The 26,230-nt window shown below is 63.5% G+C and carries 26 protein-coding genes; 9 read left to right on the top strand and 17 right to left on the bottom strand.

The window, feature by feature from the left end; genetic code table 11:
• Positions 1-6: 6 nt before the first annotated feature.
• The 5 genes from FJ934_RS11195 to FJ934_RS11175 all read right to left on the bottom strand — a co-directional run bounded on the left by FJ934_RS11195 (position 7) and on the right by FJ934_RS11175 (position 4,806).
• The gene (locus tag FJ934_RS11195; protein WP_140609677.1) at positions 7-426 is read right to left on the bottom strand and encodes a type II toxin-antitoxin system VapC family toxin; all 420 of its coding nucleotides are present in this window, start codon (positions 424-426) and stop codon (positions 7-9) included.
• A complete protein-coding gene (locus FJ934_RS11190) occupies positions 423-875 on the bottom strand; it encodes a hypothetical protein (protein WP_140609675.1) in 453 nt (150 codons plus the stop codon). The genes FJ934_RS11195 and FJ934_RS11190 overlap by 4 nt, the downstream gene beginning before the upstream one ends.
• A 91-nt stretch (positions 876-966) precedes the next feature.
• Positions 967-2,337: a glutamine synthetase family protein gene (locus FJ934_RS11185; protein ID WP_140609673.1), complete on the bottom strand. Its 1,371-nt coding sequence runs from the start codon at positions 2,335-2,337 to the stop codon at positions 967-969.
• Positions 2,338-2,425: 88 nt separating this feature from the next.
• Positions 2,426-3,967, bottom strand: a complete 1,542-nt coding sequence (locus FJ934_RS11180; RefSeq protein WP_140609671.1) for an amino acid permease — start codon at positions 3,965-3,967, stop codon at positions 2,426-2,428.
• Positions 3,968-3,987: 20 nt separating this feature from the next.
• Entirely contained in the window at positions 3,988-4,806 is an 819-nt protein-coding gene (locus FJ934_RS11175) for an N-formylglutamate amidohydrolase (protein ID WP_140609669.1), read from the bottom strand.
• Between the two features lie 136 nt (positions 4,807-4,942).
• Between FJ934_RS11175 and FJ934_RS11170 the strand changes: the two genes are divergently transcribed.
• The 3 genes from FJ934_RS11170 (at position 4,943) to FJ934_RS11160 (ending at position 10,331) form a co-directional block, all read left to right on the top strand.
• A complete protein-coding gene (locus FJ934_RS11170) occupies positions 4,943-5,770 on the top strand; it encodes a MurR/RpiR family transcriptional regulator (RefSeq protein WP_140609667.1) in 828 nt (275 codons plus the stop codon).
• Between the two features lie 272 nt (positions 5,771-6,042).
• Positions 6,043-7,203: an efflux RND transporter periplasmic adaptor subunit gene (locus tag FJ934_RS11165; RefSeq protein ID WP_140609738.1), complete on the top strand. Its 1,161-nt coding sequence runs from the start codon at positions 6,043-6,045 to the stop codon at positions 7,201-7,203.
• Positions 7,200-10,331 (top strand): efflux RND transporter permease subunit, encoded by a 3,132-nt coding sequence (locus FJ934_RS11160; protein ID WP_140609665.1) that lies wholly within the window; start codon positions 7,200-7,202, stop codon positions 10,329-10,331. The genes FJ934_RS11165 and FJ934_RS11160 overlap by 4 nt, the downstream gene beginning before the upstream one ends.
• A gap of 13 nt (positions 10,332-10,344) precedes the next feature.
• Here FJ934_RS11160 and FJ934_RS11155 read toward each other — a convergent pair whose 3' ends face one another.
• The 6 genes from FJ934_RS11155 to FJ934_RS11130 form a co-directional block, all read right to left on the bottom strand.
• The gene (locus FJ934_RS11155) at positions 10,345-10,755 is read right to left on the bottom strand and encodes a GtrA family protein (RefSeq protein WP_140609663.1); all 411 of its coding nucleotides are present in this window, start codon (positions 10,753-10,755) and stop codon (positions 10,345-10,347) included.
• Positions 10,752-11,561: a ChbG/HpnK family deacetylase gene (locus tag FJ934_RS11150; RefSeq protein WP_140609661.1), complete on the bottom strand. Its 810-nt coding sequence runs from the start codon at positions 11,559-11,561 to the stop codon at positions 10,752-10,754. The genes FJ934_RS11155 and FJ934_RS11150 overlap by 4 nt, the downstream gene beginning before the upstream one ends.
• Positions 11,558-12,541, bottom strand: a complete 984-nt coding sequence (locus FJ934_RS11145) for a glycosyltransferase family 2 protein (protein ID WP_140609659.1) — start codon at positions 12,539-12,541, stop codon at positions 11,558-11,560. The genes FJ934_RS11150 and FJ934_RS11145 overlap by 4 nt, the downstream gene beginning before the upstream one ends.
• Positions 12,534-13,700, bottom strand: a complete 1,167-nt coding sequence (locus tag FJ934_RS11140) for a glycosyltransferase family 87 protein (RefSeq protein WP_140609657.1) — start codon at positions 13,698-13,700, stop codon at positions 12,534-12,536. Before FJ934_RS11140 ends, FJ934_RS11145 begins: the two co-directional genes overlap by 8 nt.
• Before the next feature lie 214 nt (positions 13,701-13,914).
• On the bottom strand, positions 13,915-14,952 hold the full coding sequence (locus FJ934_RS11135; protein WP_140609655.1) for a zinc-binding dehydrogenase: 1,038 nt from the start codon (positions 14,950-14,952) through the stop codon (positions 13,915-13,917).
• 58 nt (positions 14,953-15,010) lie between these two features.
• Positions 15,011-16,252 carry an acyl-CoA dehydrogenase family protein gene (locus FJ934_RS11130; RefSeq protein ID WP_140609653.1) on the bottom strand — a complete coding sequence of 414 codons (1,242 nt, stop codon included), beginning with the start codon at positions 16,250-16,252 and terminating at the stop codon, positions 15,011-15,013.
• A gap of 115 nt (positions 16,253-16,367) precedes the next feature.
• On the opposite strand from FJ934_RS11130, the gene FJ934_RS11125 reads away from it, so the two are divergent.
• The 6 genes from FJ934_RS11125 (at position 16,368) to FJ934_RS11105 (ending at position 20,024) form a co-directional block, all read left to right on the top strand.
• A complete protein-coding gene (locus FJ934_RS11125; protein WP_140609651.1) occupies positions 16,368-17,183 on the top strand; it encodes an SDR family oxidoreductase in 816 nt (271 codons plus the stop codon).
• Between the two features lie 39 nt (positions 17,184-17,222).
• Positions 17,223-17,708 carry a MaoC family dehydratase gene (locus FJ934_RS11120; RefSeq protein ID WP_280175382.1) on the top strand — a complete coding sequence of 162 codons (486 nt, stop codon included), beginning with the start codon at positions 17,223-17,225 and terminating at the stop codon, positions 17,706-17,708.
• A complete protein-coding gene (locus FJ934_RS11115) occupies positions 17,705-18,739 on the top strand; it encodes a phosphotransferase (RefSeq protein WP_140609649.1) in 1,035 nt (344 codons plus the stop codon). The genes FJ934_RS11120 and FJ934_RS11115 overlap by 4 nt, the downstream gene beginning before the upstream one ends.
• Positions 18,736-18,867, top strand: coding sequence for a hypothetical protein (locus FJ934_RS28650; RefSeq protein WP_281407056.1), 132 nt, complete (start codon positions 18,736-18,738; stop codon positions 18,865-18,867). Before FJ934_RS11115 ends, FJ934_RS28650 begins: the two co-directional genes overlap by 4 nt.
• Positions 18,868-18,957: 90 nt before the next feature.
• Positions 18,958-19,602, top strand: a complete 645-nt coding sequence (locus FJ934_RS11110) for a TetR/AcrR family transcriptional regulator (protein WP_140609647.1) — start codon at positions 18,958-18,960, stop codon at positions 19,600-19,602.
• Between the two features lie 185 nt (positions 19,603-19,787).
• Positions 19,788-20,024, top strand: a complete 237-nt coding sequence (locus tag FJ934_RS11105) for a DUF680 domain-containing protein (RefSeq protein ID WP_140609645.1) — start codon at positions 19,788-19,790, stop codon at positions 20,022-20,024.
• A gap of 66 nt (positions 20,025-20,090) precedes the next feature.
• Here FJ934_RS11105 and FJ934_RS11100 read toward each other — a convergent pair whose 3' ends face one another.
• From FJ934_RS11100 to FJ934_RS11075, 6 genes are all read right to left on the bottom strand, one after another.
• Positions 20,091-21,143 carry a Gfo/Idh/MocA family oxidoreductase gene (locus FJ934_RS11100; RefSeq protein ID WP_140609643.1) on the bottom strand — a complete coding sequence of 351 codons (1,053 nt, stop codon included), beginning with the start codon at positions 21,141-21,143 and terminating at the stop codon, positions 20,091-20,093.
• Between the two features lie 45 nt (positions 21,144-21,188).
• On the bottom strand, positions 21,189-21,974 hold the full coding sequence (locus FJ934_RS11095) for a ThuA domain-containing protein (protein ID WP_140609640.1): 786 nt from the start codon (positions 21,972-21,974) through the stop codon (positions 21,189-21,191).
• Between the two features lie 79 nt (positions 21,975-22,053).
• Positions 22,054-22,293, bottom strand: a complete 240-nt coding sequence (locus FJ934_RS11090) for a hypothetical protein (protein ID WP_140609638.1) — start codon at positions 22,291-22,293, stop codon at positions 22,054-22,056.
• Between the two features lie 59 nt (positions 22,294-22,352).
• Positions 22,353-22,934 (bottom strand): sarcosine oxidase subunit gamma, encoded by a 582-nt coding sequence (locus tag FJ934_RS11085; RefSeq protein ID WP_140609636.1) that lies wholly within the window; start codon positions 22,932-22,934, stop codon positions 22,353-22,355.
• Positions 22,927-25,920 carry a sarcosine oxidase subunit alpha gene (locus FJ934_RS11080; RefSeq protein ID WP_140609634.1) on the bottom strand — a complete coding sequence of 998 codons (2,994 nt, stop codon included), beginning with the start codon at positions 25,918-25,920 and terminating at the stop codon, positions 22,927-22,929. Before FJ934_RS11080 ends, FJ934_RS11085 begins: the two co-directional genes overlap by 8 nt.
• Positions 25,917-26,228 carry a sarcosine oxidase subunit delta gene (locus tag FJ934_RS11075; protein WP_023810124.1) on the bottom strand — a complete coding sequence of 104 codons (312 nt, stop codon included), beginning with the start codon at positions 26,226-26,228 and terminating at the stop codon, positions 25,917-25,919. The genes FJ934_RS11080 and FJ934_RS11075 overlap by 4 nt, the downstream gene beginning before the upstream one ends.
• Between the last annotated feature and the right edge of the window lie 2 nt (positions 26,229-26,230).

Genomic DNA, 26,230 nt, shown 5'->3' with positions numbered 1-26,230 from the left:
TCCAAGTTAGCAGGCTAGTGTACGCAGATGGCCATTGCGGCCATAGCGAAGGATGGGCTCGTCTCGCGTCACCAGAACCATGTCCAAGGCTCTCGCACTTGCCATCAGTATCCGATCCATGGGATCGCCATGAGGCGGGCCAGGCAAGTTGGAAGACGCAATCAGAATGGCTGGTGAAATAACGCTGAGCTTTGCTGACATTCGCTCGATGAATCGCTCCACGAAATCAAGTGGCGCCAATGGCAGGTTGAGCCGGCCCTTGGCCACACCGATTCCGATCTCCCATGCCGACATCGGGGAAAGATAGAGACGACCGTCATAGGCCGCCTCCGAAATCTCCCGGCTTGCGTGCGGATCAATTTGACTGTCGTTCGCGATAAAGATCATCGCGCATGTATCCAGAAGCAGGCTCGGCTCTTCACTCATTTACGCACCGCGCGTTTGCCATCGCGTGCCTGAGCTTCGCCGCCCAGATAGCCCCGGTCCCAGGGCTCATCGTCGAAAGGTTTGGTAACATCAAATCCGGCTTCAATTGTTATCAAGCCCTTCATGAAACCAAAACCGGGGTGGCGGTCCGGACGCGCCTCCTTTGGCGCAGCCGCGCTACCGCTGGGCGGCGTCGAAATGGGCGCTTTGCGAACGCGGCGAAAGACCAGTTTCCCACTGCCTACGTTGACGGATTCGGTCTCGAACCCGGCTTCAAGCCATTCCCTTGTCATGGGATTGTTGCTCGGATTGTTGCTCCACCATGCAGGGTATTGCTTCGATGCGGGCAGTGGCAGATTGAGCACTTTCTCGATTTCAGCAAACGACATCGGCACACGATCTACATCTTGGGCAACGAGAAAGTCCTTGAGCGGCGCATATTTCGACATTGCAAACTCCTCAATGCAGCACATTGCAATTTTACAGGTCTCATATGGCCTCAGTCTCACTACATTGTCAACGTTAAAGCTGTATAAAGTTTTAATATCGCTCGAACCCTCTGTGCAGTTCCCAATCTGTAATCCGGCGGTCGTATTCGAACTGTTCCCATTTCGCGGTATGCACGTAGTGTTCGAGCACATCCTCGCCGAGCGCCTGCTTCAGCATCTTCGACTTCGCCAGCGTCTCGGTGGCATCGCGCAGGGTTTTCGGGATCTCCGGCAAACGAGATGCCTGATAGGCATCGCCGACGAACGGTTTTTGCAGCTCCAGTTTCTCATCTATGCCGGCAAGGCCTGACGCGATCAGCGCCGCGAAGGCGAGATAGGGGTTGAGATCGGCGCCGCCGATGCGGCACTCCATGCGGATGCCCTTGGTGCCCTCGCCGCACAGGCGGAAGCCGGCGGTGCGGTTGTCCTCGCTCCACATGATCTTGGTCGGAGCGAAGGTGCCGGCCTGGAAGCGCTTGTAGGAATTGATGTAGGGCGCCAGGAACCAGGTGAACTCCTTGGCATATTTGAGCTGCCCCGCCGCCCATTGCTGGCCGAGCGTCGATAGCGTCCAGTCGGCCTTTTTATCGAAGAACAGCGGCGTCTTGCCGTCGGCGCTCCAGAGCGAATTGTGGATGTGGCTGGAATTGCCGGCGAGCCCGTAATTGTACTTGGACATGAACGAGATGGCCTTGCCCTCGGACTCGGCGATCTCCTTGGCGCCGTTCTTCAGGATGACGTGGCGGTCGGCCATGTCGAGCGCCTCGGCGTAGCGCACGTTGATCTCTTCCTGGCCGGGACCCCATTCGCCCTTGGAATTCTCGATCGGAATGCCGGCCGCTTCCATCTCATTGCGAAGCCGGCGCATGACGCCTTCTTCCTTGGTAGTGATGCCGATCTGGTAGTCGCCGATATAGGGCGAGGCGGTGTCGAGACCCTGCCAGTGCTTCTTGCGGGCGGAATCGTAGGTCTCGTTGAAAAGGTAGAATTCGAGCTCGGAGGCGAAATAGCCGATATAGCCGCGCTCCGTCAGCCGCTTGACCTGCTTCTTCAGGATCGCACGCGGCGAATGCGGCAGGTCGTCATGGGTGTGGTGGTCGAGCACATCGCAGATCACCAGGGCGGTCTTGTCCAGCCATGGAATGCGCCGCAGCGTCGCAAGGTCCGGCTTCATGACGAAGTCGCCATAACCCTTCGACCAGCTTGCCGCTTTGTAGCCTGGCACCGGCTCCATATCGATGTCGGCGGCGAGCAGATAATTGCAGCCATGCGTTTCGTCATGCGCGGAATCGACGAAGTACTGCGCCAGGAACCGCTTTCCCGCCAGCCGGCCCTGCATGTCGACGATGCAAGCCAGCACCGTGTCGATCTCCCAGTTTGAGACCGCTTTCTTCAACTGATCGAACGAGAAATTTCCGGCCATTCCTGCGGCACTCCAAATGCTTTTCGGTTGAAAGGGATAAACGCAGTCATGGCCGGCGCGAGGCCGGCCATGAGCTTGAGGCGAAGTGTCAGTGGCCGGTTTCGCCGACCGCTACTTCGGCCGCCGCGATTTCCGCCTGGCGGCGGGCGATGTCGGCGCCGACCGGCGGACCCTTGAAGCGCCGGGATTCTATGCCGAACCACAACACGACCAGCAGGATGATCAAGCCGATGGCATAGTTGATCAGGATGTCGAATGGCGGCTGGATGCCAGCATACATCAGGACCAGAACGCCAAGGACGGTAATGACAGCGAACGGCTTGGACCATATGCCGAGACGGAACGGACCGAATTCGGTCCAGCTCTTGCCTTCCGCAAGCAGGCCAGCCGCTACCGGCATTGCATAGGACACGTAGAGGAACAGGGCGCAGCCAGCTGCCAAAGCGGCGAAGGCCGGCGAGTACAGTGTTGCCGCGATCGAGAGCACGGCTCCGAGCCAGATGGCCGGGACGGGCGTGCGCCAGGTCGGCGAAACCTGCTTCCACAGAGATGACCCCGGCAGACCCCCGTCGCGCGAAAAGGCGAAGATCATACGCGAGGTCGAAGTGAGCCCGGCCAGCGCGCACAGATAGTTCGACAGCACGATGCAGATGCCAAGCAGATCCTTGAGCCACGTTGGCGCGGGCAGGTTGTTGAACAGGTTGAACCAAGCATTGCCGCCGTCCTTGGCAGTCGCCACGAGGTCGGGGCTGGCGAGGACGAAGGAGACCGCCATGACGAAGCCAAAGACGAGAGACCACAGGACTGCGTGGATCATGCCCCTAGGCACTGCGGTGCGCGCATTGTGCGTCTCCTCGGCGGTGTGTGCCGAGGCGTCAAAGCCCGTGATCGTATAGAGCGGGTAGAGAAGGCCGATCAGGAAGGCCACCAGCGCCGTCCGGGCCGTCGGAACATAGCCGCCGCCAGGATCGCCGGTAGTGTTGACGAATGTCGTCAACCGCGAAAGATCGAAACTATGCGAGCCCCATATCAGGAAGGTCAGCGTCAGCACGACCGCGACAACGAGGATGAGATATCCCGAAAAATCGGTCAACCTGGTCGTTGTCTTGATGCCCAGATGATTGAAAAGGCCTTGGGTGACGGTAATGATGACGACTGCCGCCGTTTGCTGCCAGAAGCCCCATGCCGATGTGTCCAAGCCCAGGATCGGCCCCGCGACAAGCCCGGAAAACAGCAAATAAACGCCGACATTCACCGAAGCGACGACGAAGATCAGGCCGAGCAGATTGATCCAGGCCGTTGCCCAGCCCCAGCCGCGCCCGCCAAGAATAGAGGACCAGTGGTAGAGGCCCCCAGCGGTAGGGTAGGCCGAGCCGATCTGACCGAGCGAGGCGGCGACGACAAGGGCAAAGAGGCCGCCGACGACCCAGCCGATTGTCGCCTCGAAACCGCTTCCGGTGCCGATGGCCAGCGGGAATGAGGTGATGCCGCCGGCCAGGATGCAAATGATCGAGAAGGAAATGGCGAAGTTGGAAAAACCGCTCATGCGGCGAGCCAATTCCTGGGCGTAGCCCATACTGTGAAGGATCTTTACATCCTCCGACTTGTCTGTGTGATCCGGTGCTGCCATTTGAAGTCCCCTATGGTTTCTTAGCTGGCCGTTTGTACTGATTTTCCCATTGCGCCTTGTCGGGAGCCCCTGGCCTCCTCGGGCTCCAGATTCGAAAAAATGCCTGTGAGCAGATCCGCCCATTTCCGCTGCCCGGTCTCGCCGGAGATTTCATCGTTGCGGATTTCGATCATCGCGCAGGGCAGCCCACGCGAGCGCGCATGCCGTTCCAGCGTGAAATAGACGCGGTCGGCAGGCGAATAGGGTTCGTTGACGCCGACGGTGACGCCGGCAAGCCGCCGCAGCGCCAATATCAGCGGCGACGCCAGCCGTCGGTCGTCGTCATGGATGATGCCGATATGCCATGGCCGGCTGCGGCCGTTGTAGACCGGCGTGAAGGAATGCACGGAAACCAGACGCGTCTCCTGTCCGCGCGCCAGCCGGTCCTCGACAATGCACTCGATGGCACCATGAAAAGGCTGCCATGACAGGGCGACCCGCGCCGCGCGCTGTTTTTCCGACAGGCCGGTATTGCCTGGGATGGCTGTCGTCTCGCTGACCGGCGGCACAAGGTCCGGCGCATCGAGCGGCCGGTTGCAGTCGATGACGAGGCGCGAGATGCGGGTTTCAACCAGCGTCGCATCCAGCGCCTGCGCCATGCGCAATGCAACCGGCAGCGCGCCGGGATCCCAGGCGATGTGGCGGGACAGGTCCTCGGCGGCGAGGCCGAGCGTGCCGAATTCGGCAGGCAGGAAATTGGAAGCGTGATCGCAGGTCAGCACGAAAGGGCTTGATCCGCCGGGATTGGTCACCCTCACGGTATCAGACGATGCAAGGCTGGCGGGCCGTGCTTGCTCCATAGTCTGCCGTCCCCGGGGAGCGCTGTATCGTATGTTACGTATTTTGTCTCATTGCGTCCCTGTGAATGATTTCATACAGTTTATCCGGCTTTGTCAAATGCGATCTCATTAGCGAGGCCATTGCGTGGGGGAAAAGATGATTTCCAGCATTGCCGAACTGATCGCCGACCGCGTCGGCACGATGCCGGCGGGCGAACGGCGCGCCGCCCAGACGCTGATCGCCAGCTATCCGATGATCGGCCTGAAGACGGTCGCCGAATTCTCGGCCGCCGCCGGCGTCTCCTCGCCGACGATCCTGCGCTTCGTTGCCCGGCTTGGTTTCCAGAACTACCCGGAATTCCAGTCGAGCCTGCAGGACGAACTGGCCGCGCAACTTCAATCGCCGGCGATACGGACGCTCAACCCGCCCTTGCCCGGCGGCAGCGCCGTATCCCCGATGCTGGAAGCGACGCTCGACAACATGCGCGAGACCTTCCGGCACCTCTCCGACAGGCAGCTCGACGATATCGCGGCGCGGCTTGCCGATCGGCGTGGCAAGACCTTCCTGATCGGCGGTCGCTTCACCGACCCGCTGGCACGCTACATGGCGGCCCACCTCGCCGTCATCCAGCCCGATGTCTTTCACCTTGCCGGACAGGAGAGCATGTGGCGCGACCGGTTGATCGACATGGGCAAGCGCGACGTGCTGGTGATCTTCGACATCAGGCGCTACCAGGACAGCCTCGTCCGCTTCGCCGAAAAGGCGCATCAGCGCGGCGTTCAGATTGTGCTCTTCACCGACCAGTGGCTGTCGCCGATCGCCCGTTTTGCCCGCCACGTCATCGCCGGACGGACGGCGGTGCCTTCCGCATGGGATTCCTCGGCCGCGCTTTTCGTCGTCGCCGAAACGCTGATCGGCGCCGTCACGAGACAGCTCGAGGCCGACGGCGCCCGGCGCATCCGCGAGATGGAAGGTCTGCGCTAGCCCGATCCCGGGAAAACCTGTGAAACGGTTTCCCGTCCGGAATTGCGCCAAACAAAGGGAAGCGGACCCAGGCGCCGATCCCGGGCAAATCGCAGCCGTGCCGAAGACCGCCCCGCCTTCACGTTACCGAGATTTAATGTGCACGATTGCGTGATAATTGCCATAAACCAGTGATACCGGGATGTGGCTTGGCCGGTTTCGCCGCCAGCCCGTATCGTCGCCGCGTCCGCTTCCACCTGGAACCGGCCGACATCCTTGCCGCTGGAGTATCGATGCCGAGCTGGAAACAGATTGCCCTTGCATTTGTGATCGTGGTCGCCGCCGTGGCTGCCTGGGCTCGCTTCTATCCCGGCGCTCCCGAAGTGCTGGCGCGCTGGGGCATCGACTGGGCCTATGGCGCGACACCCCCGACAAAGGATGCGGCAGCTGGCGGCTCCCGAGCGACGGGGCGCAGCGGCACCCGGATTGCCACCATCGTTGCATCGCCGGCCGCCGCCGCGATCATCAACGACCGCCTGCAGGCAATCGGCACCGGCCGTGCCAACGCCTCGGTGACCGTCAATCCCTATAGCTCAGGCCGCCTTGCCGAACTGCTGGTCGAATCCGGCACTCATGTCGACAAGGGACAGATCATCGCGGCGCTCGATTCCGAAACCGAGATCATCGCTCTGGACCGGGCCAAGCTCGCTTTGCAGGATGCCCAGTCCAAGCTCGATCGCGTCAAGTCGCTGCGCGCCTCCAATGCCGCGACGCCGGTCGCCGTGGCCGATGCCGAAGTGGCACTGGCGAACGCCAGACTGGCGCTTCAGGACGCGGAGCTCGCGCTACGGCGCCGCTCCGTTCTGGCGCCTGTATCGGGCACTGTCGGCATCCTGCCGATCTCGGCCGGCAATTATGTCACCAACCAGTCGGCGATCGCCACGCTCGACGACCGCTCCTCGATCCTGGTCGATTTCCAGGTGCCTGAGCGCTTCGCCGCCGCCGTCAAGGTTGGTGCGCAATTGACGGCGACGCCGATCGCCAATCCGAGCAACGCCTATACCGGCACGGTATCAGCCATCGACAACCACATCGACGAGAAGAGCCGCACGCTGCTGGTCAAGGCCAAGATCGCCAATCCGGCCGATTCGCTGCGCGCCGGCATGTCGTTCTCCATCACCATGAAATTCCCCGGCGAAACCTATCCCGCCGTCAGTCCGCTGGCGATCCTGTGGGGGTCGGACGGCGCCTATGTCTGGCAGATCGAGGATGGCAAGGCCAAGCGCGTGCCGGTGCGTATCATCCAGCGCAACACCGAGACCGTGCTGATCGATGCCGAGATCGACAGCGGCGACATGGTGGTCACCGAAGGCACGCAGAGCGTCAGCGAAGGCGGCGAGGTCCGCATCGCCGGCCAGGACCAGCTCAACGCCAATACCGCCGAAGGCTCATGACCGGTACCGTCAACGCCGCCAGCGATACCGGCTTCACCGCCCTGTTCATCCGCAGGCCGGTCTTGGCCTTCGTGCTGAACGTGCTCATCGCGGTTGCCGGCCTCGCCGCCTTCTACGGCGTGGAGGTCCGCGAACTGCCCGACGTCGACCGCGCTGTGGTCACGGTCACGACCACCTTCGAAGGGGCGGCCGCCGAAACCGTTGACCGCGAGCTGACCGACACGATCGAGGGTGCGGTCGCCCGCGTCTCCGGCGTCAAGTCGATCTCTTCTTCCTCCTCCTTTGGCCAGAGCCGCGTCACCATCGAATTCAACGACGGCATCGACCTTAATGTGGCTGCTTCCGATGTGCGCGATGCCGTCGGCCGCGTCGCCAACCAGATGCCGGACACCGCCGATCCGCCGCGCATCGTCAAGGCGGACGCCAATTCCGACGCGGTGATGCGGCTTGCGGTGACCTCGGACAGCATGTCGATCCAGGACATGACAGTGGTGGTTCAGGATCAGATCGAGGATGAGCTAGCCGCCGTGCCCGGCGTCGCCGACGTCCAGGTCTATGGCGGCCGCGACAAGATCTTCCGCATCGATGTCGACCAGAACAAGCTCGCCAGTCTTGGCTTCACCGTCGCCGATCTCAGGGCGGCCCTTGCCTCGGTCGCCTTCGATTCGCCGGCCGGGTCGATCACCACGACCAACCAGGACCTGATCGTCCGTACCACGGCTGATGTGACCACCCCCGAGGAATTCGAAAACATCATCATCGGCGGCACGACGCGCATCCGCGATGTCGCCACCGTCACGCTCGGCCCCGATGTCGGCCAGACCACGCTGCGTTCCGACGGCAAGACCGGCATCGGTATCGGCATCATCCGCCAGGCGGAATCGAACACGTTGGATATTTCGACCGGCGTCCAGGCCGCCGTCGCCAAACTGCAGCAGAACCTGCCCAAGGGCATGGCGATCAAGATCACCAGCGACGACGCCGTGTTCGTCAAGGGCGCGGTGCACGAGGTCGAGATCGCGCTCGGCCTGTCGGTGACAATGGTGCTGATCGTCATCTATGCCTTCCTGCTCGACTGGCGCGCCACGCTGATCCCGGGCCTGTCGATGCCGGTCGCCATGATCGGCACCATCGCCGCCATCTATCTGGCCGGCTTCTCGGTTAACATCCTGACGCTGCTCGCGCTTGTGCTGGCGACGGGCCTTGTCGTCGACGACGCCATCGTCGTCCTGGAAAACATCGTGCGCCGCCGCAACGAAGGCATGGGGCCCCGCGCCGCTGCCGTGCTTGGTGCGCGGGAGGTGTTCTTCGCCGTCGTCGCCACGACGCTGACGCTGGTCGCCGTCTTCGTACCGATCTCGTTCCTGCCCGGCCAGACCGGCGGCCTGTTCCGCGAATTCGGCTTCGTGCTAGCCATGTCGGTGCTTCTGTCCTGCGTGGTGGCGCTGACGCTTTGCCCGATGCTCGCTTCGCGCATGCTGACCAGCGCATCGCTGCATCATCAAGGCGGCCATGGCATCGGCGCCCGTATCGGCGGCGCGTTGAACGCTGGCTACAAGCGGGCCCTGCACGCTTGCCTCGATGCGCCCTGGATCGTGATGCTTGTCGCGGTGCTGTTTGCCGGCACCGCCTTCACCCTGTTCGGCACCATCCGCCAGGAACTGACGCCGACCGAGGACCGCGCGGCGGTGCTGTTGCGCATCAATGCCCCGCAAGGCGTCAGCCTCGACTACACGACGCAGCAGATGCGGAAGATCGAGAAGCTGATCCAGCCGATGCGCGATTCCGGCGAGATCCGCTCCACCTTCGAGAACGCCGGTCAGAACGGCTCCTACAACTCCGGCTTCATGGTGATGACGCTGGCGCCATGGAACGAGCGCAGCCGCAGCCAGCAGGAAATCATGGCCGAGATCAGCCAGCTGACCAGGCAGGTGCCCAGCGTGCGCATCTTCCCGGTGCAGCCCAACAGCCTCGGCATCCGCGGGGCCGGCAACGGCCTGCAGTTCGCGCTGGTCGGCAACGACCGCAAGGCGCTCGGCGACGCGGCGGTCAAGATCATCGCCGAGATGCAGAAGGATTCCCGCTTCCAGACACCGCGCCTTTCGATCGATCCGACGCAGCCGCAGCTTGCCGTCGCCATCGACCGCGAGCGCGCCTCCGATCTCGGCATCGACATTACGGGCCTCGCCAACACCTTGCAGGCCATGCTCGACGGCAACGATGTCGTCGACGTCTACATCGCCGACCGCAGCTATGGCGTGAAGCTGGTCTCGACCACCAACCCGATCAACGATCCGACCGACCTGGAAAATATCTTCCTGAAGACGGCTGACGGCCGCTTCGTGCCGATGTCGACCATCGCCACGCTGACCGAACGCGCCGTGCCGCCGTCGCTGTCGCGCGAACAACAGCAGCCGTCGGTGGCCATCACCTCCAACCTCAGCGGCAATTTCGCACTTGGCGATGCGCTGACGCGCGCCGAGGAAATCGCCACGCCGCTCTTGCCGCCTGGCAGCCGCATTCTGCCGCTGGCCGAAGCCGCGACGCTGGGCGAGACCAACAGCGCCATGGTCACCATCTTCGGCTTCGCGCTGGTCATCATACTTCTGGTGCTGGCCGCCCAGTTCGAGAGCTTCGTCAGCGCGGTCATCATCATGGCCACGGTGCCGCTCGGTCTTGCTTGCGCCATCTTCGCGCTGCTGCTGTCTGGCACCAGCCTCAACGCCTACAGCCAGATCGGCCTGGTGCTGCTGGTCGGCGTCATGGCCAAGAACGGCATCCTGATCGTCGAGTTCGCCAACCAGCTGCGCGATCGCGGGCTCGGCGTGCGCGAGGCGATCGAGCAGGCCTCGACCATCCGCCTGCGGCCGGTGATGATGACGATGATCTGCACCGTGCTCGGCGGCGTGCCGCTGGTGCTGGCGGCCGGCGCGGGCGCCGAAGCGCGCGTGGCGCTCGGCTGGGTAATCGTCGGCGGGCTGGGGCTGGCCACCATCTCGACGCTCTTCCTGACGCCAGTCGCCTATCTGCTGATTGGCCGTTTCGTTACGCCGAAGACCCACGAGGAAGCGCGGCTGAAGCGCGAGCTCGAGGAAGCCGCCTACGCCAATGTGGAACCGGCGGAATAGGGAAAATCCAGGTCTATTTCAGCACCCGACCCTCAATCGACCAGCGCGCGGCGAGGAAATTCAGCACCGCCGCCACAATGACACCGCCGATCTTTGCCGGCCACACGCCGGCGATGCCGGCAAAGAGTGCGATCGACAGGCTGGAGACGCCGAGCGAAATCAGCGCCCCGAGCGAGGCGAAACGCAGGAAGGCGTCATGCAGCCGGATGGCTTGATTGCGCTCGAACGACCAGAAGCCATTTGCCACGAAAGAGAAGACGACGGCGATCGACCACGAGATGACGTTGGCGGGCAACGGCGGGATATGCAGCTCAAGCAGCAGGAAAAAGCCGGCAAGGTCGATGGCGGTGTTCGCGAGCCCGACAATGGCAAAGCGGACGATCTTGTTGCCGGTCGAACGCCGGGGCTGGTCGGCGCCGCTCATCCCCTGCCGTCCATGATCTCGACACCGGCGCGGGCGAGGCTCGCGCCGAAAGCGTCCGAGGCCAGAATCTCCAATTCGACCGTGCGCACGCTTTGCATCGGATCTCGCGCGCGCAGCGTTTCGTCGACATGGCCGGGATGGCACATGAATAACCCCCCTTGCGGCAACGCCTCGACGGCGGCCTGCAGCGCAGGCGCGAACTTTTCCGGCTGCCGCCAATCGTAGATGCCGGCAAGAGGCGTCATGACGATGAAACCGGCGCCTTGCATCGACCGATTGAAGCCCCGGGCCAGTGCTGCGATCGCCGCGACCTTCGGCATCGCTGCCGGTGCAGGAGCGCCGCGCAGCATCGGCCGGCCCGTGTCCGCGGGAAAACGCGCCAGCAGCCATTTGCGTACGACCGGCAGGAAATGCACGTGCTGGTGCCCGTCGACGAAGTCGGGCAGCCGGCCAAGCGTCTCGATGAAACGGCTGTATTGCGCGTCGAGCTCGGCATGGACATCCCGGTCGTCGACACGGCCGCGCAGGACTGGCAATGCCAGCGAACGGAGCGGCGGCAGCCGGCCCTCCGGCGCCAGGCTGGACTGGCCGGTGATGGCCCGCTGATCGGTGAGGGTCAGGTGCAATCCGATCGCCACGCGGCCGCGCAGCGGCTTGATAAGCGCCGCCGCCTCCGCCCATTCGGGAAAGCCGGTCATGCAGCTAGTGCCGGTCAGGCGTCCACGATCGAGCAGGTCGAGAATCCCCGCCGAGACGCCGGGCGCCAGGCCATAGTCATCGGCGATCAGGCGGATGCGCCGCGTCATGCGCCGGACGCGCCTGGCGGCCTGTGCAAAACGTCGCCGCGCACGACATCGCGTACGATGTAAATCGGCCGGTCCTTGCTCTCGCTGAGTGTGACCCAGACATATTCGCCGATCAGTCCAAGCAAGGTGAGGTTGAGGCCACCAAGCAGGACAACGGCGACCAGAAGGCTGGGGTAGCCTGGAACGGCAATGCCGTAGAATAACACTTCGAAGAACACCTTGGCGCCATAGGCCGCACCCGCCAGCGCCGCCAGCAATCCGCTCAGGCTGATCAGGCGCAGGGGAATGACGGAAAACGAGGTAAAACCTTCCAGCGAAAAGGCAAGCAGGTTGAGCCTGCTCCATTTCGACGTGCCGCTGGCGCGGTTCTCCGGCGAATAAGGTATGGCCTTCTGGCGAAAGCCAGCCCAGGCGAACAGACCCTTGTTGAATCGCCTTTTGTCACGCAAGCTTGTCAGCGCGCGGGCCACGGTACCGCGCATGACGCGAAAATCGCCCGCATTCTCGGGAATGTCGAAACGCTGGCTGCTGTTGATCAGGCTATAGAACAGCTTCGCCAACTGGCTGCGCCGCCAGCTGGCCTCGCGCCGGTCGTTCTGGGCGTAGACCACGTCGATGTCGGGGTGCTCCACCAACTCGCCAATCATTCGCAGGCTGACATCCATGGAATGCTGAAGGTCGGAATCCATGATCAGCACCATGTCACCGCGCGCGTAGTCGAGGCCGGCGAGCACCGCGACCTCCTTGCCGAAATTGCGGCTGAGCCGCACGATCTCCCAGGAACCGGACAGCGCCCGCGAAAATCGCTCCGCGCCGTCATCGCGGCTGCCGTCGTCGACCAGGATCTTGTGGACGGCCATGCCGAAACGCTGCGACACCACGACCTCCAGCTTGTCGAGCAAGGCGGCGAAAGCCGATGCGGATTGCGCCTCGTTGAAGAACGGCGCCACGATATCGAGAACAGACCGCGACTCAGCCATTTGCGACAGGCCCCTCATTCATCACCTTGCCTCGCGCCCTGGCCCAGAACCACCAGATCAGGGAACCGGCAATGACGGTGACCGCGATCGGCCGGAACCAAGGGTACGTGAAATCTTGGATATGACGCTCGATGCCCGTCAACCCTGTCACGAACAGCATCACGGACAGTATCGAGACGAGCACACCACCTCGCTCCTCGCGCCACAGCAAGGCAATGGCCAGACCGGCGGGCACGGCGATCATGGCATAGGTGTTGGGCTCGACGCGCGGGTTGAAGACACACATGTAGAACGTCGCCGTCAGGAAGATGGCGAGCTCAGCTGTTCCGCGTTCGAGCTTGCGATCGAACCAGACGACCATGGAAAGCGTGAACAGCGCCATGACGATGCGAACGATCGTCGCGCCGAATTCCGGGATTGGCAGCCCCATTTTGGTGAAGGGCGCCGTGAAGTCGGTGGGAACAAAATGGCTGGTATTGTCGACAGCCATCGAGGTCAGCATCCCCGCAAAAACCCGGTACTGCTCGGTCAGGTAGCCGGCGGGAGCGAATGCATAAGGCAGCGCGATCACGAACAGCACCGCGAGCACCAGCACCGGTATCAACCGGAAGCGCAGGGCGCCCACCAACAACAGCATGATGACCGCGGTCGGCTTGGCGATGATGGCAACCGAAGCCCAGAAGAAGGTCTCGGCGCGCCGCCCTTCGAGCGCCGACAGAGTGAGGAGCCAGCAGGCACCGGTCAAAAGGACCGTTGCCTGGCCATTGCGGATCGCGCCCAGGGACATCGGCAGGGCAAGGAAGAGCCCGAACGAAAGCAGCCACGTCAATTCCCCGCCGCCAAGCTTGCGCACCTGCCGCATCGCGACGAAGGTCAGCACCGCGAAACCGATGATATGCCACACCAGGCCGCCAAGATGAGAGCCGAGCTTGAACAGCGGGATGTAGAGCGCTGCAAAGGCCGGCGCGTAGAGATATCCCATCTCGGACTGGATATTGTAGAGCGGACGGCCGGCCAGAAACTCTTCGCTGCCATACCTGTAGGCCATCAACACGGAACGCGTGTCGGGCGCCCACAGGACGAGGACAAGAACGACCAGAAACGCTCCGACCCACAGGCCAAATCCCAAACGGTCGAAAACCGGCTTGGAAATCGTCATAAACGCACCCCACACCACTTCAGAACAGGCCCTTGCCCGCGCCGTCCGGCATTTCGATGGCGGCGGCATATCACGGACAAAGCGAATTGGCATAGGGGCTGAAGGACACGGCCATCAACTTCGCGAACTGCCGGCGACGGCCATGCACCGCGGCCTGGCTCGGAAAAGCCCTGAAAGCCTCGCATTGAAACTTCCGGCGCAGCTCCGAATGGCCTCAAGGCCGGATGAAAACCTTGCCGTTCGGCTTGGCCAGTTCACCCGGCACCCGCGTCACCGCCTCGGCGAGCGGCACGACAGCCGTCACGTCGGTCGACCAGCGTCCGTCGGAGAAACGCTTCTGGGCTTCCAGGATCGCAGGACCGCGCCGATCCTTGTATTGCCGCATCCATTCGCTCAGCCAGAAGCCTTCGATATGTTTGTGCTGGAAGATCAGCTGGCCGGGCTCGCGGATGATGGTGGGGTCGGGATCGAGCCGGCCATAGATGATCCACCGCGCCCGTTTCGGCATCGCATTGAAGATGGCTGACGCCAGCGGACCGGTGACCGCGTCCAGCAAGATGCGTGGCTGTTCGGCCTTCATCACCTCGCGCAGCGAGGCTTCGAAATCCGGCGCCCTCTCGTTGAGCACATGGGCAGCGCCGATCTCCTTCAGAAGAGCGATCTGCTCATCGCGGCGCACGGTGACGACAGCCCGGAACCCCTCCTCCCTGGCCAGGCCGATGATCAGCTTGCAGAGCTGGCTGGCGCCGGCAGTCATGACGAAGGCCTTTTCGCCCTCCTGCTTGACGATGTCGAACATGGCGATCGCGGTAAGCGGATTGACGATCATCGCCGCACCGTCCTCGTCGCGCACCGTATCGAGGAGCGGAATGCAGGCCGCCGCCTCGGCAACGGCATACTCGGCCCACGAGCCCCAGTTGCTGAGTCCTGTGGCGAAGGCCACGCGCTTTCCGACAAGGCTCTTGGGGTAAGGCTCGTCGCCGCCGGCCACGACGGTGCCGACGCCCTCGAAGCCGGCCGGCCGGCCCTTGGCGCGCGGCTGGCCATACTGGCCCTTGATGAAGGCGACATCGGATGGATTGATCGAAGCCAGACTGACCTTGATCAGCGCCTGGCTCGGTCCCGGCGTTGGCACCGCGATGCTGCCCGGCTGAAGATAAGGCTCCATTGCCTCAAGCATGCTGCCGCTCGGCGTCTTGGTGTAACCATCACCGACAAGCAGCAGTGCCTTCATCTGGGACGGGACGGTCATCGGAATAATCCTTCTTTGCTGGCGGAGAGATCGCAACGGGCCGGGATTGACCGGGCGCTCAGATCTTCTCCTGTGTGTATTTCTTCAGCTCCGTGCGCGCCACCTGCCGCCGATGCACGGCGTCCGGCCCATCGGCAAGGCGCAAGGTTCTGAGATGCGTCCACGAGCGGGCCAGCGGCGTGTCCTGGCTGATGCCTTGCGCCCCGAACATCTGCACCGCCTCGTCGGTGACTTTCAGCGCGACGCGCGGTGCGATCACCTTGATCTGGCTGATCCAGGGAGCCGCGGCGCGCGCATCGCCCTGGTCGATCATCCACGCCGCCTTGAGGCACAGCAGCCGGGCCATCTCGATCTCCATGCGGCATTCGGCGATAATGTCGAAATTGGCGCCGAGTTTCGCCAGGGGCTGGCCGAAGGCCTCGCGGCGCACCGAGCGCTGGCACAGCATCTCCAGCGCCATCTCGGCCTGGCCGATGGCGCGCATGCAATGATGGATACGGCCGGGGCCGAGCCGGCCCTGCGCGATCTCGAACCCCCTGCTCTCGCCGAGTATCAGGTTCGATGCCGGTACCCGGACATTGTCGAAGCGAAGGTGCATGTGGCCATGCGGTGCGTCATCGTCGCCATAGACCTGCATGGCGCGGACCTTGGTCACGCCTTTCGCGCCGGCAGGCACCAGGATCATCGAATGGCGGCGGTGCTGTGGCTCCCCGTCGCCGCCAGTCCGCACCATGACGATGTAGATGGCGCAGCGCGGATCGCCCGCGCCCGATGCCCACCATTTCTCGCCATTGAGCACATAGTCGTCGCCCTGCCGCTCGCAGCGCATCGAAATGTTGGTGGCGTCGGACGAGGCGACATCCGGCTCGGTCATCAGATAGGCCGAGCGGATTTTTCCATCCAAAAGCGGCTCGAGCCAGGTCATCTTGTGCTCGGCCGTGCCATAGCGCTCCAGCACCTCCATATTGCCGGTGTCGGGCGCCGAGCAGTTGAAGGTCTCGGCGCCGAGATGCGCCTTGCCCATTTCTTCTGCAAGATAGGCGTATTCGACAGTGGAAAGGCCATAGCCGCGTCCCGAGCCGGTCAGCCAGAAATTCCAAAGGCCGCGCTCTCTCGCGGTCTTCTTCAGCCCTTCCAGGATTTCGCTTTGGCGCTTGCTGTAGACCCAGCGGTCGCCCGCCTTGCCGACTTCGCCCAGGAATTCCTTGTCGAGCGGCATGATCTCGTCGCGCACCATGGCCGCGACACGCGTGTGGATCGGCTTCAGCCGCTCGGTCATGCCGAGATTCATCTCCGTCATCGGTCGCTAACCCTTCATGCAAGCCGGGCATTTTGTCAGTGGCAAGGATGACCGCACTTCGGATAGCCTTGTCAACGCGAACCGTTTGCCCGCATGCCGAGCGCGGAGGATTGTGATGAGCTATCTCGACGAGCTGTTTGCGGTAGCCGGCAAGACCGCGCTGGTGACGGGAGCGGCGACCGGCATCGGCCGCATGGCGGCGACCGCGCTGGTCAGGGCGGGAGCCAGCGTGATGATCGCGTCGCGCAAGGGCGAGGATTGCATCAAGGTCGCCGGCGAGTTGAACGCGCTCGGCGCTTCTGGCCGCGCCGAGGGCTTTGCCGGCGACGTCTCCAGCGAAGCCGGCATTGCGGCGCTCGTCGCCGAGGTCAAGGCGCGGACCGACAGGCTCGATATCCTCGTCAACAATGCCGGCGTTTCCTGGGGCGCGCCGCTGGAGAGTTTTCCCTACTCGGCCTGGGCCAAGGTGTTCGGCGTCAATGTCACCGCGGTCTTCCATCTGACGCGCGAATTGCTGCCGCTGCTCGAAGCGGCCGCCAGCGACGACGATCCGGCCCGGGTGATCAATCTGGGTTCGGTGATGGGCACGCAGCCCTTGGCCGACGATGCCTATTCCTACGCCGCCTCCAAGGCCGCCGTTCATCATCTGACACGCACGTTGGCGCTTGAGTTCGCCGCCCGCCGCATCACCGTCAACGCCTTCGCGCCGGGGCCTTTCCAGAGTCGCATGACGGCGTTTGCCACCGGCACGGATGAACAGGCCAGGCATGTCGGCAGCCACGTCCCGATCGGCCGCATCGGCGCGCCAGATGACATTGCCGGCGCAACGCTCTATTTGTGCAGCCGTGCGGGCAACTATGTCACCGGCGCCATCCTGCCGATCGACGGCGGGCAGTCGGTGCAGCATGGATTGACCCTGTTCAAGGAATGACATGTTCCGGCCGCAGAAGCCGGAGATGAACTGGAGGACATGAGCGTGGAACCGATCAGTCTCGATGTGCTTCTGGCCAGTGTCGGCAAGGAAGTCGGCGTCTCACCGTGGCGTGTGGTCACGCAACGCATGATCGACCAGTTCGCCGACGCTACGGACGACCATCAGTTCATCCACTGCGATCCGGAGCGGGCCAAGCGCGAGACGCCGTTCGGCGGCACCATCGCGCATGGCTTTCTGTCGCTGTCGCTGTTGTCGGCGATGACCTTCGAGACCATGCCACCGCTGGAAAATGGCAAGATGGGGGTCAATCACGGCTTCGATTCGCTGCGCTTTCTGGCCCCGGTAAAGACCGGCGCCCGTATCCGCACCCATTTCGTGCTGGCCGACGTCAAGGTCCGGCCGTCGGGCTGGGTGCAGACAGCGCACGATGTGACGATTGAGATCGAGGGATCGAAGAAACCGGCGCTGACCGCCCGCTGGCTGACGCTGACCCTGATCGAACGCCAGCCCGAGACCGCATGAACGACGCCAACGCGCTCGACCAGGCAGCGCTCGCGCCTTACCTTGAGGCGGCAATACCGGGCTTTTCGGGGCTCGCCACGATCGAGAAATTCAAATCCGGCCAGTCCAACCCGACCTATCTTCTTAAGGCGGCCAGCAGCCGCTATGTGCTGCGCGCCAAGCCACCGGGGCGGTTGCTGAAATCGGCGCATCAGGTCGACCGCGAATTCCGCGTGATGAAAGCGCTTTCCGGCACCGCCGTGCCGGTGCCGAAAATGCTGCATCTGTCGGCCGAGGAGTCGCCGATCGGCCGCATGTTCTACGTCATGGATTTCCTCGACGGCCGCATCTTCTGGGATCCGGCACTGCCGGAGGCGCGCGACAATGACGAGCGCGCCGCGATCTACGATACCACGAACGCCACGCTCGCGGCCCTGCACGATGTCGACGTCGAGGCCGTGGGCCTGTCCGATTTCGGCCGGCCGGGCAATTATTTCGAGCGCCAGCTGGCACGTTGGACCAGCCAGTACCGTGCCTCGGAAACCGGCACCATCGCCGAAATGGACCAGCTGATCGCCTGGCTGGAAACGCATATGCCCGCCGATGATGGCCTGATATCGCTGGTGCATGGCGACTATCGGCTGGACAATCTGATCTTCGCGCCGGACCGGCCAAAGGTGCTGGCGGTGCTTGATTGGGAACTGTCGACATTGGGCCACCCCTTCGCCGACATCGCCTATCAGTGCATGCAATGGCGCCTGCCGCACGCCTCCGGCTTTCGCGGCTTGGGCGGTATCGACCGCGCCGCCCTCGGGCTGCCCTCGGAAGAGGACTACGTCGCGGCCTACTGTCGCCGGCGCGGGCTCTCCGGCATCGGCAACTGGACCTTCTTCCTCGCCTTCTCCTTCTTCAGGCTGGCCGCGATCTGCCAGGGCGTCTACAAGCGGGCGCTCGACGGCAACGCCTCCAATCCTGAAAAGGCCAAAACCTACGGCGAGGCGGTGAAGCTGCTTTCGCATCTCGCCGCCAGACTGATTGAGGACAAGGCATGACGGACAGCTTTGAGGGAGCAACGGTGCTGATCACGGGTGCCGCCGGAGGTCTCGGCCGCGGTGCCGCGAAAGGCTCCTTCATGACCGGGCACGCACTGGCCGTCGATGGCGGCGTCGGCGCCATCTGATCCTGCCGCTTGGGAACAGGCGATGCCCTTGTTCGTTTCCGTACAGCGTATATAATTAGCCACGTACACCAACCAAAAGAGGCACCAGACTTGCCGCTGAGCGTCCAGAAACGCCGCGAAAAACAAAAGGCCGAACTGCGCTCCGAGCTCGTCGAGGCCGCGCACAAGCTCGTCCAGGAAGAAGGTTATGAAGGCCTGACCATCCGCAAGCTGGCCAAGCGGGTCGGCTATGCGCCGATGTCGGTCTATTCCTATTTCGCCGACAAGCAGGACATCCTGTTCGCCCTGGCAGAAGATGCGTTCGAGACGCTTGCCCGCCGTATCGAGGAGCACCCGTCCGACGATCCGATCGAGGCCTTGCAGGCTGTGATGACCGAGTATGCCGCGTTCGGGCTCGGCAATCCCAACGAATACCGCACCGTCTTCATGACCGAAAAGACCAAACTGCCGGAAGGCAGGAGCTATGAAGACATGGAGGAAGGCAACCCGGCGATGAAGGTGCTCATCAAACGGGTCGAAGCCTGTGTCGCCGCCGGCAAATTGCAGGGCGATCCGCGCGCCATCGCCACCATGCTGTGGGCTGTCGGCCACGGCACGATCTCGCTGCTGATCACCTTTCCCTTCTATCCCTTTGGCGACCCTCAGGCTTTCGTGAAACGGATGTGCGATTTCACCCTTGCCACGCTGAGCACGCAAGACGTGCCACCGCTGACCGAGACGCCGGTCAACTGCTGATAGTCGCTTGTTTAATTCCCGGATCTCTTCCCGTCATCCCGGCCGAACCGGGGGCAATTCTTGGGTTAACAATAATTTATCGTACGCGTACGATTTTGGCTTGAACTTCCGGATCGACGGGCGTATCTGTACGGCATATCGTACATGTACGAACAGAATTCGCCCGTCGAAAACGGAGACTGACAATGAAAAAGACCCTCCTCACCCTAGCCGCCGTGCTGGCACTTTCGGGCTCGGCCTTCGCCGCCAGCGCCGCCCAGCCGGTCAAGCAGGCGCCTGCCGCCTGCGTTGACACCAAGACCCATGCGAAGCTTGACTGCAGCGCGACGGGATCGATCGAAAAAACGACCACCAGCTCGACCGAAGGCAAGAGCCCGCGGCTCGGCATCGACATCAATCCGTGGATCGTGCCGAACTTCTGATCCACGGCCCTCGAAAAAGGGGCCACGGAGCCCTTGGGGCCGGAACTGGCTCTCCGAACGACCCTATCAGGCGATCGTCAGCGGTCGCCTGGCAGCAGAACTCTCAAAGGCCGCGTCGATCAGCTTCTGCATGTCGGCGGCGCGCCGGAAGGACGGATCGCCGTTGAGGCCGGTGTTCAGCGCGTCGGCAAAGCGCCGGGCGTTGCGCTTGACATCCGGCGGCGTCAGCGTCCGCCAGCGTTGCTGGTCGACATCCTTGCCGAGGCAAGCTGACAGGCTTGATACCTTGCCGTCGGTCTCGACCTTGATGGCTCCCTTGGTGCCGTGCATGGCCAGCGACAGCTCATTGGTGTTGCCGGTCATGTAGCGGCTCGCCACGATCGTGGCGAGGGCGCCCGACTTCAGCCGCGCCGTCATCACCACGCTGTCATTGGCATCCAGCACGTAGTCGCCGATCCGGTCGCCGTCGGCCTTGGGAAACGTCACCAGATCGGCATGGAGACTGACGATATCCTCCGCCGCGCCGTAGGTGGCGAAGTCCAGTATGTGGATACCGACATCGCCCAGCACGCCTGTCGAACCATGCCGGCTCGACAGGCGCCACAGCCATTTGTCCTCGACCCGCCAGTCGCCCCAGGATTTGCTGACCAGCCAGCTCTGCTTGTAGCTCGCCTCGACATGGCGCAAATCGCCGATCTCGCCGGCCTGCACCATGCGCCGCGCTTCCTGGATCGCGGGCGAGTTGCGATAGGTCAGGTTGACCATGTTAACGACCCCGGCCGCCTCGGCCGCTTCCGTCATGGCCAGCGCATCGGCGTGGTTCGGCGCCAGAGGCTTTTCGCAGAAAATGTGCTTTTCCGTAGCCAGCAGGGCCAGCGTCGTTGCCTTGTGCACGCCGTCCGGCGTCGCATTGATGGCGGCATCGAACTGCCCCCAGGCGATCGCCGCCTCCAGGCTCTCGAAGAAATCGCCGATCCTGTTGGCGGCGGCAAACGCCGCCGCGCGGCCCGGCACCTGATCGACACAAGCGACGATCGTGCAGCCGGGAATCGCGGCAAATTCCTCGACGTGATGCCCGGCAATGCCGCCGGTGCCAAGCAGAAGCAGCCTGTGTGTCATCGGCCCAAGCCCCTCATCAACTCACCCCAGGCAACTCAGCCCCGATCAGCTCATGCCCTTATCGCCGTCGGCATGCAGGCGTAGGCCCTTTTGGACAATCTTCTCCTTGGCCTTGTCGGCCGGCACGTTGGGCGCATCAGTGATGCCGGCCCATGCCGGTGCCGGGTTGTGCGCCCAGTGCACGGCGTTGCGCAGCACCTGCTGCACGCCCTCATTGTGATAGATCGGATAGGTCTCGTGGCCGGGCGAGAAATAAAAGATGCGGCCGGCGCCGCGCTGATAGGTCAGCCCCGACCGGAACACCTCGCCGCCCTCATACCAGGAGATGAACACTGTCTCGAGCGGCTCCGGCACCGCGAACGGCTCGCCATACATTTCGGTCTCGCCGATCTCCAGGCATTCGCCGATGCCTTGCGCGATCGGGTGACCGCGGTTGATCGCCCAGACGCGCTCGCGCTCGCCCGCCTCGCGCCATTTCAGCGAGCAGGGCGTGCCCATCAGCCGCTTGAATATCTTCGAGTAGTGGCCGGAATGGAGCACGATCAGCCCCATGCCTTCCCAGACCCGCTTCTGCACGCGCTCGACGACCTCATCCTTGACCTCGCCATGCGCTGCATGCCCCCACCATAGAAGCACGTCGGTGGCGGCAAGGCGCTTTTCGCTCAGGCCATGCTCCGGTTCCTGCAAGGTGGCAGCGGTCGCCTCGATGCCCTTGTCCTGGTTGAGCGCGGCCGCGATGGTGCCATGCATGCCAAGGGGATAGAGGCCGCGCACGGTGGCATTGGTCTGCTCATGGACGTTCTCACCCCAGACAATGGCTCTTATCGTCATCTTTCCCTCTCCAAAGCGCTTTGAATATCGCATCCACTGAGGTGCTGGGAAGATGCCTCTCAACCAAAATTTCTCAAAATCAGGGCTGGCGAGCCTTGCGTCCGGGGACGGTCTTGGCCTTGCCGGGTTTCGCCGGCCCGCCCGGAATGGCCGACCCGGTGATGGACACCGGATCGCTGGCCGGGAACGTGTCCTCGAGACCCTCCTCGAGTTCCTCTTCGGCGTTGGCCTCGTGATGCCGCTCCTGCTCAAGCGAGCGAACCGCCGCCGTTTTCGCTGTGGTTTTCCTGGGCGATTTCGGCGCGGACTTCGACGGCATCGGTATTTCTCCCTCGACCTGTCGCCGCACAACGAATGCTGGCGGCAAACGTTCCGGGGTCAGCCGGCGGCGTCGCGGGCTCCCTCGGACAGAAAAGTAAAGACATAGTCCGAGAAGGAACGCCAGCATTCGACCCGGAAGGCGTCGTCGGCCGTACGCAACAGCACGATCTCTGCCTTGCCGAGAATGGTGCGCGAGGCTGCGCCCACCGGAAATGCGTCGAGCGACAGATCCTGCGGGCAGCCCGAATTGATCGCGGCTTCGGCCGCCGGACCGGTGACGGCTATGGCAATGTTGCGATGCGAGATGCCGACCGACGAATGCAAGGCGGAAACCCCTGCGCAATCGGCGAGCGGGTCTTTGCCGGCCTCGTCAATGACAAGCCATTCGTCCGGCCCAAGCCAAAGCGCCGTGCGCCCGGCTTTCGACGTTGAAGTCTTCGGCTTCTTCGGCAAGGTCACGCCGAGCGCCTTTGACAGGGCAGCGACGGAAGCCTCCGGCGCGCGCAGCGAGATGCGTTCCGCCGGCGGCAGGACCTCGACCTTGACACCTGTCGCGGAGACGCTGCGCCCGGCCAATGCCGGACGCCGCTCGGCCGAAGGCGAAGCCGTCGCGGTGGTCTTTGCAGCAGCCTTAGCCATTGAGGCGCCCTCCCGTCTCGTCGAAGAACACCATGCCGGTAACCTCCACTTCGATCACCCCGTTCGGCATCGGCACGTAAAGCGTGTCGCCCATCCGGTCACGGCCGCCGGCGACCAGCGCCAACGCTATGGAACGGCCGCAATTCTGCGACCAGTAGCTCGAGGTGACATGGCCGATCATCTTCATCGGGATTGCCTGTTTGGGATCCTCGACGATCTGCGCGCCCTCTTCCAGCACCACCTTCGGGTCCTTGGTCTTGAGGCCGACAAGCTGCTTGCGGCCCTTGGCGACCAGGTCCGGCCGCATCATGCCCCTGATGCCGACGAAGTCGGTCTTTTTCTTGCCGACCGCCCAGTCGAGCCCAGCGTCGTTCGGCGTCACCGTGCCATCCGTGTCCTGGCCGACGATGATATAGCCCTTCTCGGCGCGCAGCACGTGCATGGCCTCGGTGCCGTAGGCGGCGGCGCCATGCTTCTGGCCTTCGGCCCACAGCGCCTCCCAGACGGCCTGGCCGTAATCGGCCGGCACGTTGACTTCGAAGCCGCGCTCGCCGGTGAACGACATGCGGAACAACCTGGTCGGCACGCCGCAGATCTTGCCTTCGCGCACCGACATATGCGGCAGCGCCTCGTCGGACATGTCTATGCCTTCGACCAAGGGTTCGATAATCTTCCGCGCGCTCGGCCCCTGCACGGCGATGACCGCCCATTGCTCGGTGATCGAGGTCAGCCAGACATTCAAATGCGGGAATTCGGTCTGGAGATAGTCCTCCATATGGTTCATGACGCGCGGTGCGCCACCAGTCGTCGTCGTCACGTGGAAACGGTCCGGCGCCAGCCTGCCGACGACGCCGTCATCATAGATGAAGCCGTCCTCGCGCAGCATGATGCCATAGCGGCAACGGCCGGGCTCCAGCTTCTCCCACGGGTTGGTGTAGAGCAGTTCCATGAACTTGGCGGCATCCGGCCCGACCACTTCGATCTTGCCCAGTGTCGAGGCGTCGAACAGGCCTGCCTGGTTACGGACGGCGACGCATTCGCGGTCGACCGCGGCATGCATGTCTTCGCCGGCCTTGGGGAAATACCAGGCGCGCTTCCACTGGCCGACATCCTCGAACACGGCACCATGTGCCTCTGCCCACGGATGGATCGCCGTCTTGCGCGTCGGATCGAACAGCGGCCCGCGCGCATGGCTGACGATCGCGCCGAAGGTGACAGGCGTGTAAGGCGCGCGGAACGTGGTCAGGCCGACCTCCGGGATCGGCTTGCCCAGCATTTCCGCCGCGATCGCCAGTCCATGCATGTTGGAGGTCTTGCCCTGGTCGGTCGCCATGCCGTTGGTGGTGAAGCGCTTGACGTGCTCGATCGAGCGCATGCCTTCATGCACCGCCTGGCGGATGTCCTTGGCGGTAACGTCGTTCTGGAAATCGACAAAGGCTTTCACCGTCGTGTCCGGCCCGGCCCCCGGCGCGGCGCCCAGCATGCCGCGCGACCAGTTCTCCGAGGCATCGACCTTCGGCTTCGTGCCCTTGGCGGTTTTGGCGCCGGCATCCTTGGCCGCCTTGGCGCCCGCCGCATAGGCCTCGTCCACCGTGGCCGACAAGCCGTCGGTGCCGTTGCAAGCGCCGACCGAGACGCAGTCCTGCGCATAAGTGCCCGGCACGAAGCGCTGAGTCTCGTCGTTGAAGGCGACTTTGCCGCGCGACTGCGAGAACAAATGCACCGACGGCGTCCAGCCGGCCGACATCAGGATTGCATCGACGGGAATGGTGCGCTCGCCGCCGCCATTCTTCGGCTGTACCGTCATCGACGCCACGCGCAGTTTGCCGCCGGCGCGGATCACCGCGCGGCCGAAATTGATCTCGATGCCGAGCGCCCTTGCCTCGTCGATCACCGGACCGGTCGGATTGTCGCGCAGGTCGACGATCGCCGCGACATTGACGCCGGCCTTCTTCAGGTCGATCGCCGCCGCGTAAGCCGAGTCATTGGCGGTATAGACGCCGACATTCCTGCCGACGGCCACGCCATAGTGGTTGAGGAAGGTGCGCGCCGCGCCCGCCAGCATAATGCCCGGCCGGTCATTGTTGGCGAACACCATATGGCGCTCGATGGCGCCGGAGGCCAGCACGACGCGCTTGGCGCGGACCTGCCAGAGCCGTTCGCGCGGCAGATCATGGCCGGGAGCCTTGAGGTGATCGCTGACGCGCTCGACCAGGCCGACGAAATTCTGCGCGTAGTAGCCGAACGCCGTGGTGCGCGGCAGCACGCGGACATTGTCCATCGCGCTCAGCCTGGCGATGGCCGCTTGCGCCCAGGCAAAACCGTCCTGGCCATCGATCTTCGCTCCACTCTCGAAACGCAGGCTGCCGCCAAACTCGGCCTGCTCGTCGGCCAGGATGACGCGTACGCCGGTCTCGGCCGCCGCAAGTGCCGCCGCGATGCCGGCGGCACCGCCGCCCAGCACCAGCACGTCGCAATGAGCATAGCGCGAGGAATAATGATCGGGATCAGGCTTGTTCGGAGAAACGCCAAGGCCGGCGGCTTCGCGGATCTTGGGCTCGTAGAGGCTCTTCCAGGCCGCCTTCGGCCACATGAAGGTCTTGTAGTAGAAGCCGGCCGAAAACATCGGCGACGCGATGTCGTTGACCGCGCCGACGTCGAAGGCGAGCGACGGCCAGCGGTTCTGCGAGTTGGCGGCGAGCCCGTCATAGAGCTCCTGCACGGTCGCGCGCACATTGGGCGTCTTGCGCGCGTCGTCGCGTACGATCTGCACCAGCGCGTTGGGCTCTTCCGCGCCGGCGGACAGCACGCCGCGCGGCCGGTGGTATTTGAACGAGCGACCGACCAGATGCACGCCATTGGCAAGCAGTGCCGAGGCCAGCGTGTCGCCCTCGATGCCGCTATAGGACCGGCCGTCGAAGCTGAACCGCGCGGTCTTGGCCTGGCTGAGGCGACCGGCGCTCGGAATGCGGAATGCGCCGCTCATTTGGCAACCACTTCGTTGGAGTTTTTGGGCAGCTTGGTGGGTTTCGGCTCGCCGGCCTTGTAGGTCATGACGAACTTGTCGGTCACGGTGTCACGCACGGCATTGAAGAAGCGGGCGCAGCCATGCATGTGCCGCCAGCGCTCGTAGATGATGCCCTTAGGGTTCGAGCGGATGAAGAAGAACTTCTCGAAATCGTCGTCGCTCTCGCCGGCCATGTTGGCCGAACGCGCTATATGCGCCTCGCCGGCGTTGCGGAACTCGAGTTCCGGGCGCTCTTCCTCGCAATAGGGGCAGCGGATGAGAAGCATTT

This window comes from Mesorhizobium sp. B2-4-12 (assembly GCF_006441575.1).
Classification (GTDB): Bacteria; Pseudomonadota; Alphaproteobacteria; order Rhizobiales; family Rhizobiaceae; genus Mesorhizobium.
This window is presented reverse-complemented; position numbering and strand designations above follow the sequence as displayed.

What these genes read in the sequence shown, in the direction of transcription:
- FJ934_RS11140 (WP_140609657.1), bottom strand. Translation starts at nt 13,700, where the DNA reads ATGACGATTTCCAAGCCGGTTTTCGACCGTTTGGGATTTGGCCTGTGG.
- FJ934_RS11180 (WP_140609671.1), bottom strand. Translation starts at nt 3,967, where the DNA reads ATGGCAGCACCGGATCACACAGACAAGTCGGAGGATGTAAAGATCCTT.
- FJ934_RS11100 (WP_140609643.1), bottom strand. Translation starts at nt 21,143, where the DNA reads ATGACACACAGGCTGCTTCTGCTTGGCACCGGCGGCATTGCCGGGCAT.
- FJ934_RS11120 (WP_280175382.1), top strand. Translation starts at nt 17,223, where the DNA reads ATGAGCGTGGAACCGATCAGTCTCGATGTGCTTCTGGCCAGTGTCGGC.
- FJ934_RS11170 (WP_140609667.1), top strand. Translation starts at nt 4,943, where the DNA reads ATGATTTCCAGCATTGCCGAACTGATCGCCGACCGCGTCGGCACGATG.
- FJ934_RS11185 (WP_140609673.1), bottom strand. Translation starts at nt 2,337, where the DNA reads ATGGCCGGAAATTTCTCGTTCGATCAGTTGAAGAAAGCGGTCTCAAAC.
- FJ934_RS11160 (WP_140609665.1), top strand. Translation starts at nt 7,200, where the DNA reads ATGACCGGTACCGTCAACGCCGCCAGCGATACCGGCTTCACCGCCCTG.
- FJ934_RS11175 (WP_140609669.1), bottom strand. Translation starts at nt 4,806, where the DNA reads ATGGAGCAAGCACGGCCCGCCAGCCTTGCATCGTCTGATACCGTGAGG.
- FJ934_RS11190 (WP_140609675.1), bottom strand. Translation starts at nt 875, where the DNA reads ATGTCGAAATATGCGCCGCTCAAGGACTTTCTCGTTGCCCAAGATGTA.
- FJ934_RS28650 (WP_281407056.1), top strand. Translation starts at nt 18,736, where the DNA reads ATGACGGACAGCTTTGAGGGAGCAACGGTGCTGATCACGGGTGCCGCC.
- FJ934_RS11165 (WP_140609738.1), top strand. Translation starts at nt 6,043, where the DNA reads ATGCCGAGCTGGAAACAGATTGCCCTTGCATTTGTGATCGTGGTCGCC.
- FJ934_RS11145 (WP_140609659.1), bottom strand. Translation starts at nt 12,541, where the DNA reads ATGGCTGAGTCGCGGTCTGTTCTCGATATCGTGGCGCCGTTCTTCAAC.
- FJ934_RS11155 (WP_140609663.1), bottom strand. Translation starts at nt 10,755, where the DNA reads ATGAGCGGCGCCGACCAGCCCCGGCGTTCGACCGGCAACAAGATCGTC.
- FJ934_RS11125 (WP_140609651.1), top strand. Translation starts at nt 16,368, where the DNA reads ATGAGCTATCTCGACGAGCTGTTTGCGGTAGCCGGCAAGACCGCGCTG.
- FJ934_RS11075 (WP_023810124.1), bottom strand. Translation starts at nt 26,228, where the DNA reads ATGCTTCTCATCCGCTGCCCCTATTGCGAGGAAGAGCGCCCGGAACTC.
- FJ934_RS11130 (WP_140609653.1), bottom strand. Translation starts at nt 16,252, where the DNA reads ATGACGGAGATGAATCTCGGCATGACCGAGCGGCTGAAGCCGATCCAC.
- FJ934_RS11150 (WP_140609661.1), bottom strand. Translation starts at nt 11,561, where the DNA reads ATGACGCGGCGCATCCGCCTGATCGCCGATGACTATGGCCTGGCGCCC.
- FJ934_RS11105 (WP_140609645.1), top strand. Translation starts at nt 19,788, where the DNA reads ATGAAAAAGACCCTCCTCACCCTAGCCGCCGTGCTGGCACTTTCGGGC.
- FJ934_RS11095 (WP_140609640.1), bottom strand. Translation starts at nt 21,974, where the DNA reads ATGACGATAAGAGCCATTGTCTGGGGTGAGAACGTCCATGAGCAGACC.
- FJ934_RS11080 (WP_140609634.1), bottom strand. Translation starts at nt 25,920, where the DNA reads ATGAGCGGCGCATTCCGCATTCCGAGCGCCGGTCGCCTCAGCCAGGCC.
- FJ934_RS11090 (WP_140609638.1), bottom strand. Translation starts at nt 22,293, where the DNA reads ATGCCGTCGAAGTCCGCGCCGAAATCGCCCAGGAAAACCACAGCGAAA.
- FJ934_RS11135 (WP_140609655.1), bottom strand. Translation starts at nt 14,952, where the DNA reads ATGACCGTCCCGTCCCAGATGAAGGCACTGCTGCTTGTCGGTGATGGT.
- FJ934_RS11195 (WP_140609677.1), bottom strand. Translation starts at nt 426, where the DNA reads ATGAGTGAAGAGCCGAGCCTGCTTCTGGATACATGCGCGATGATCTTT.
- FJ934_RS11115 (WP_140609649.1), top strand. Translation starts at nt 17,705, where the DNA reads ATGAACGACGCCAACGCGCTCGACCAGGCAGCGCTCGCGCCTTACCTT.
- FJ934_RS11085 (WP_140609636.1), bottom strand. Translation starts at nt 22,934, where the DNA reads ATGGCTAAGGCTGCTGCAAAGACCACCGCGACGGCTTCGCCTTCGGCC.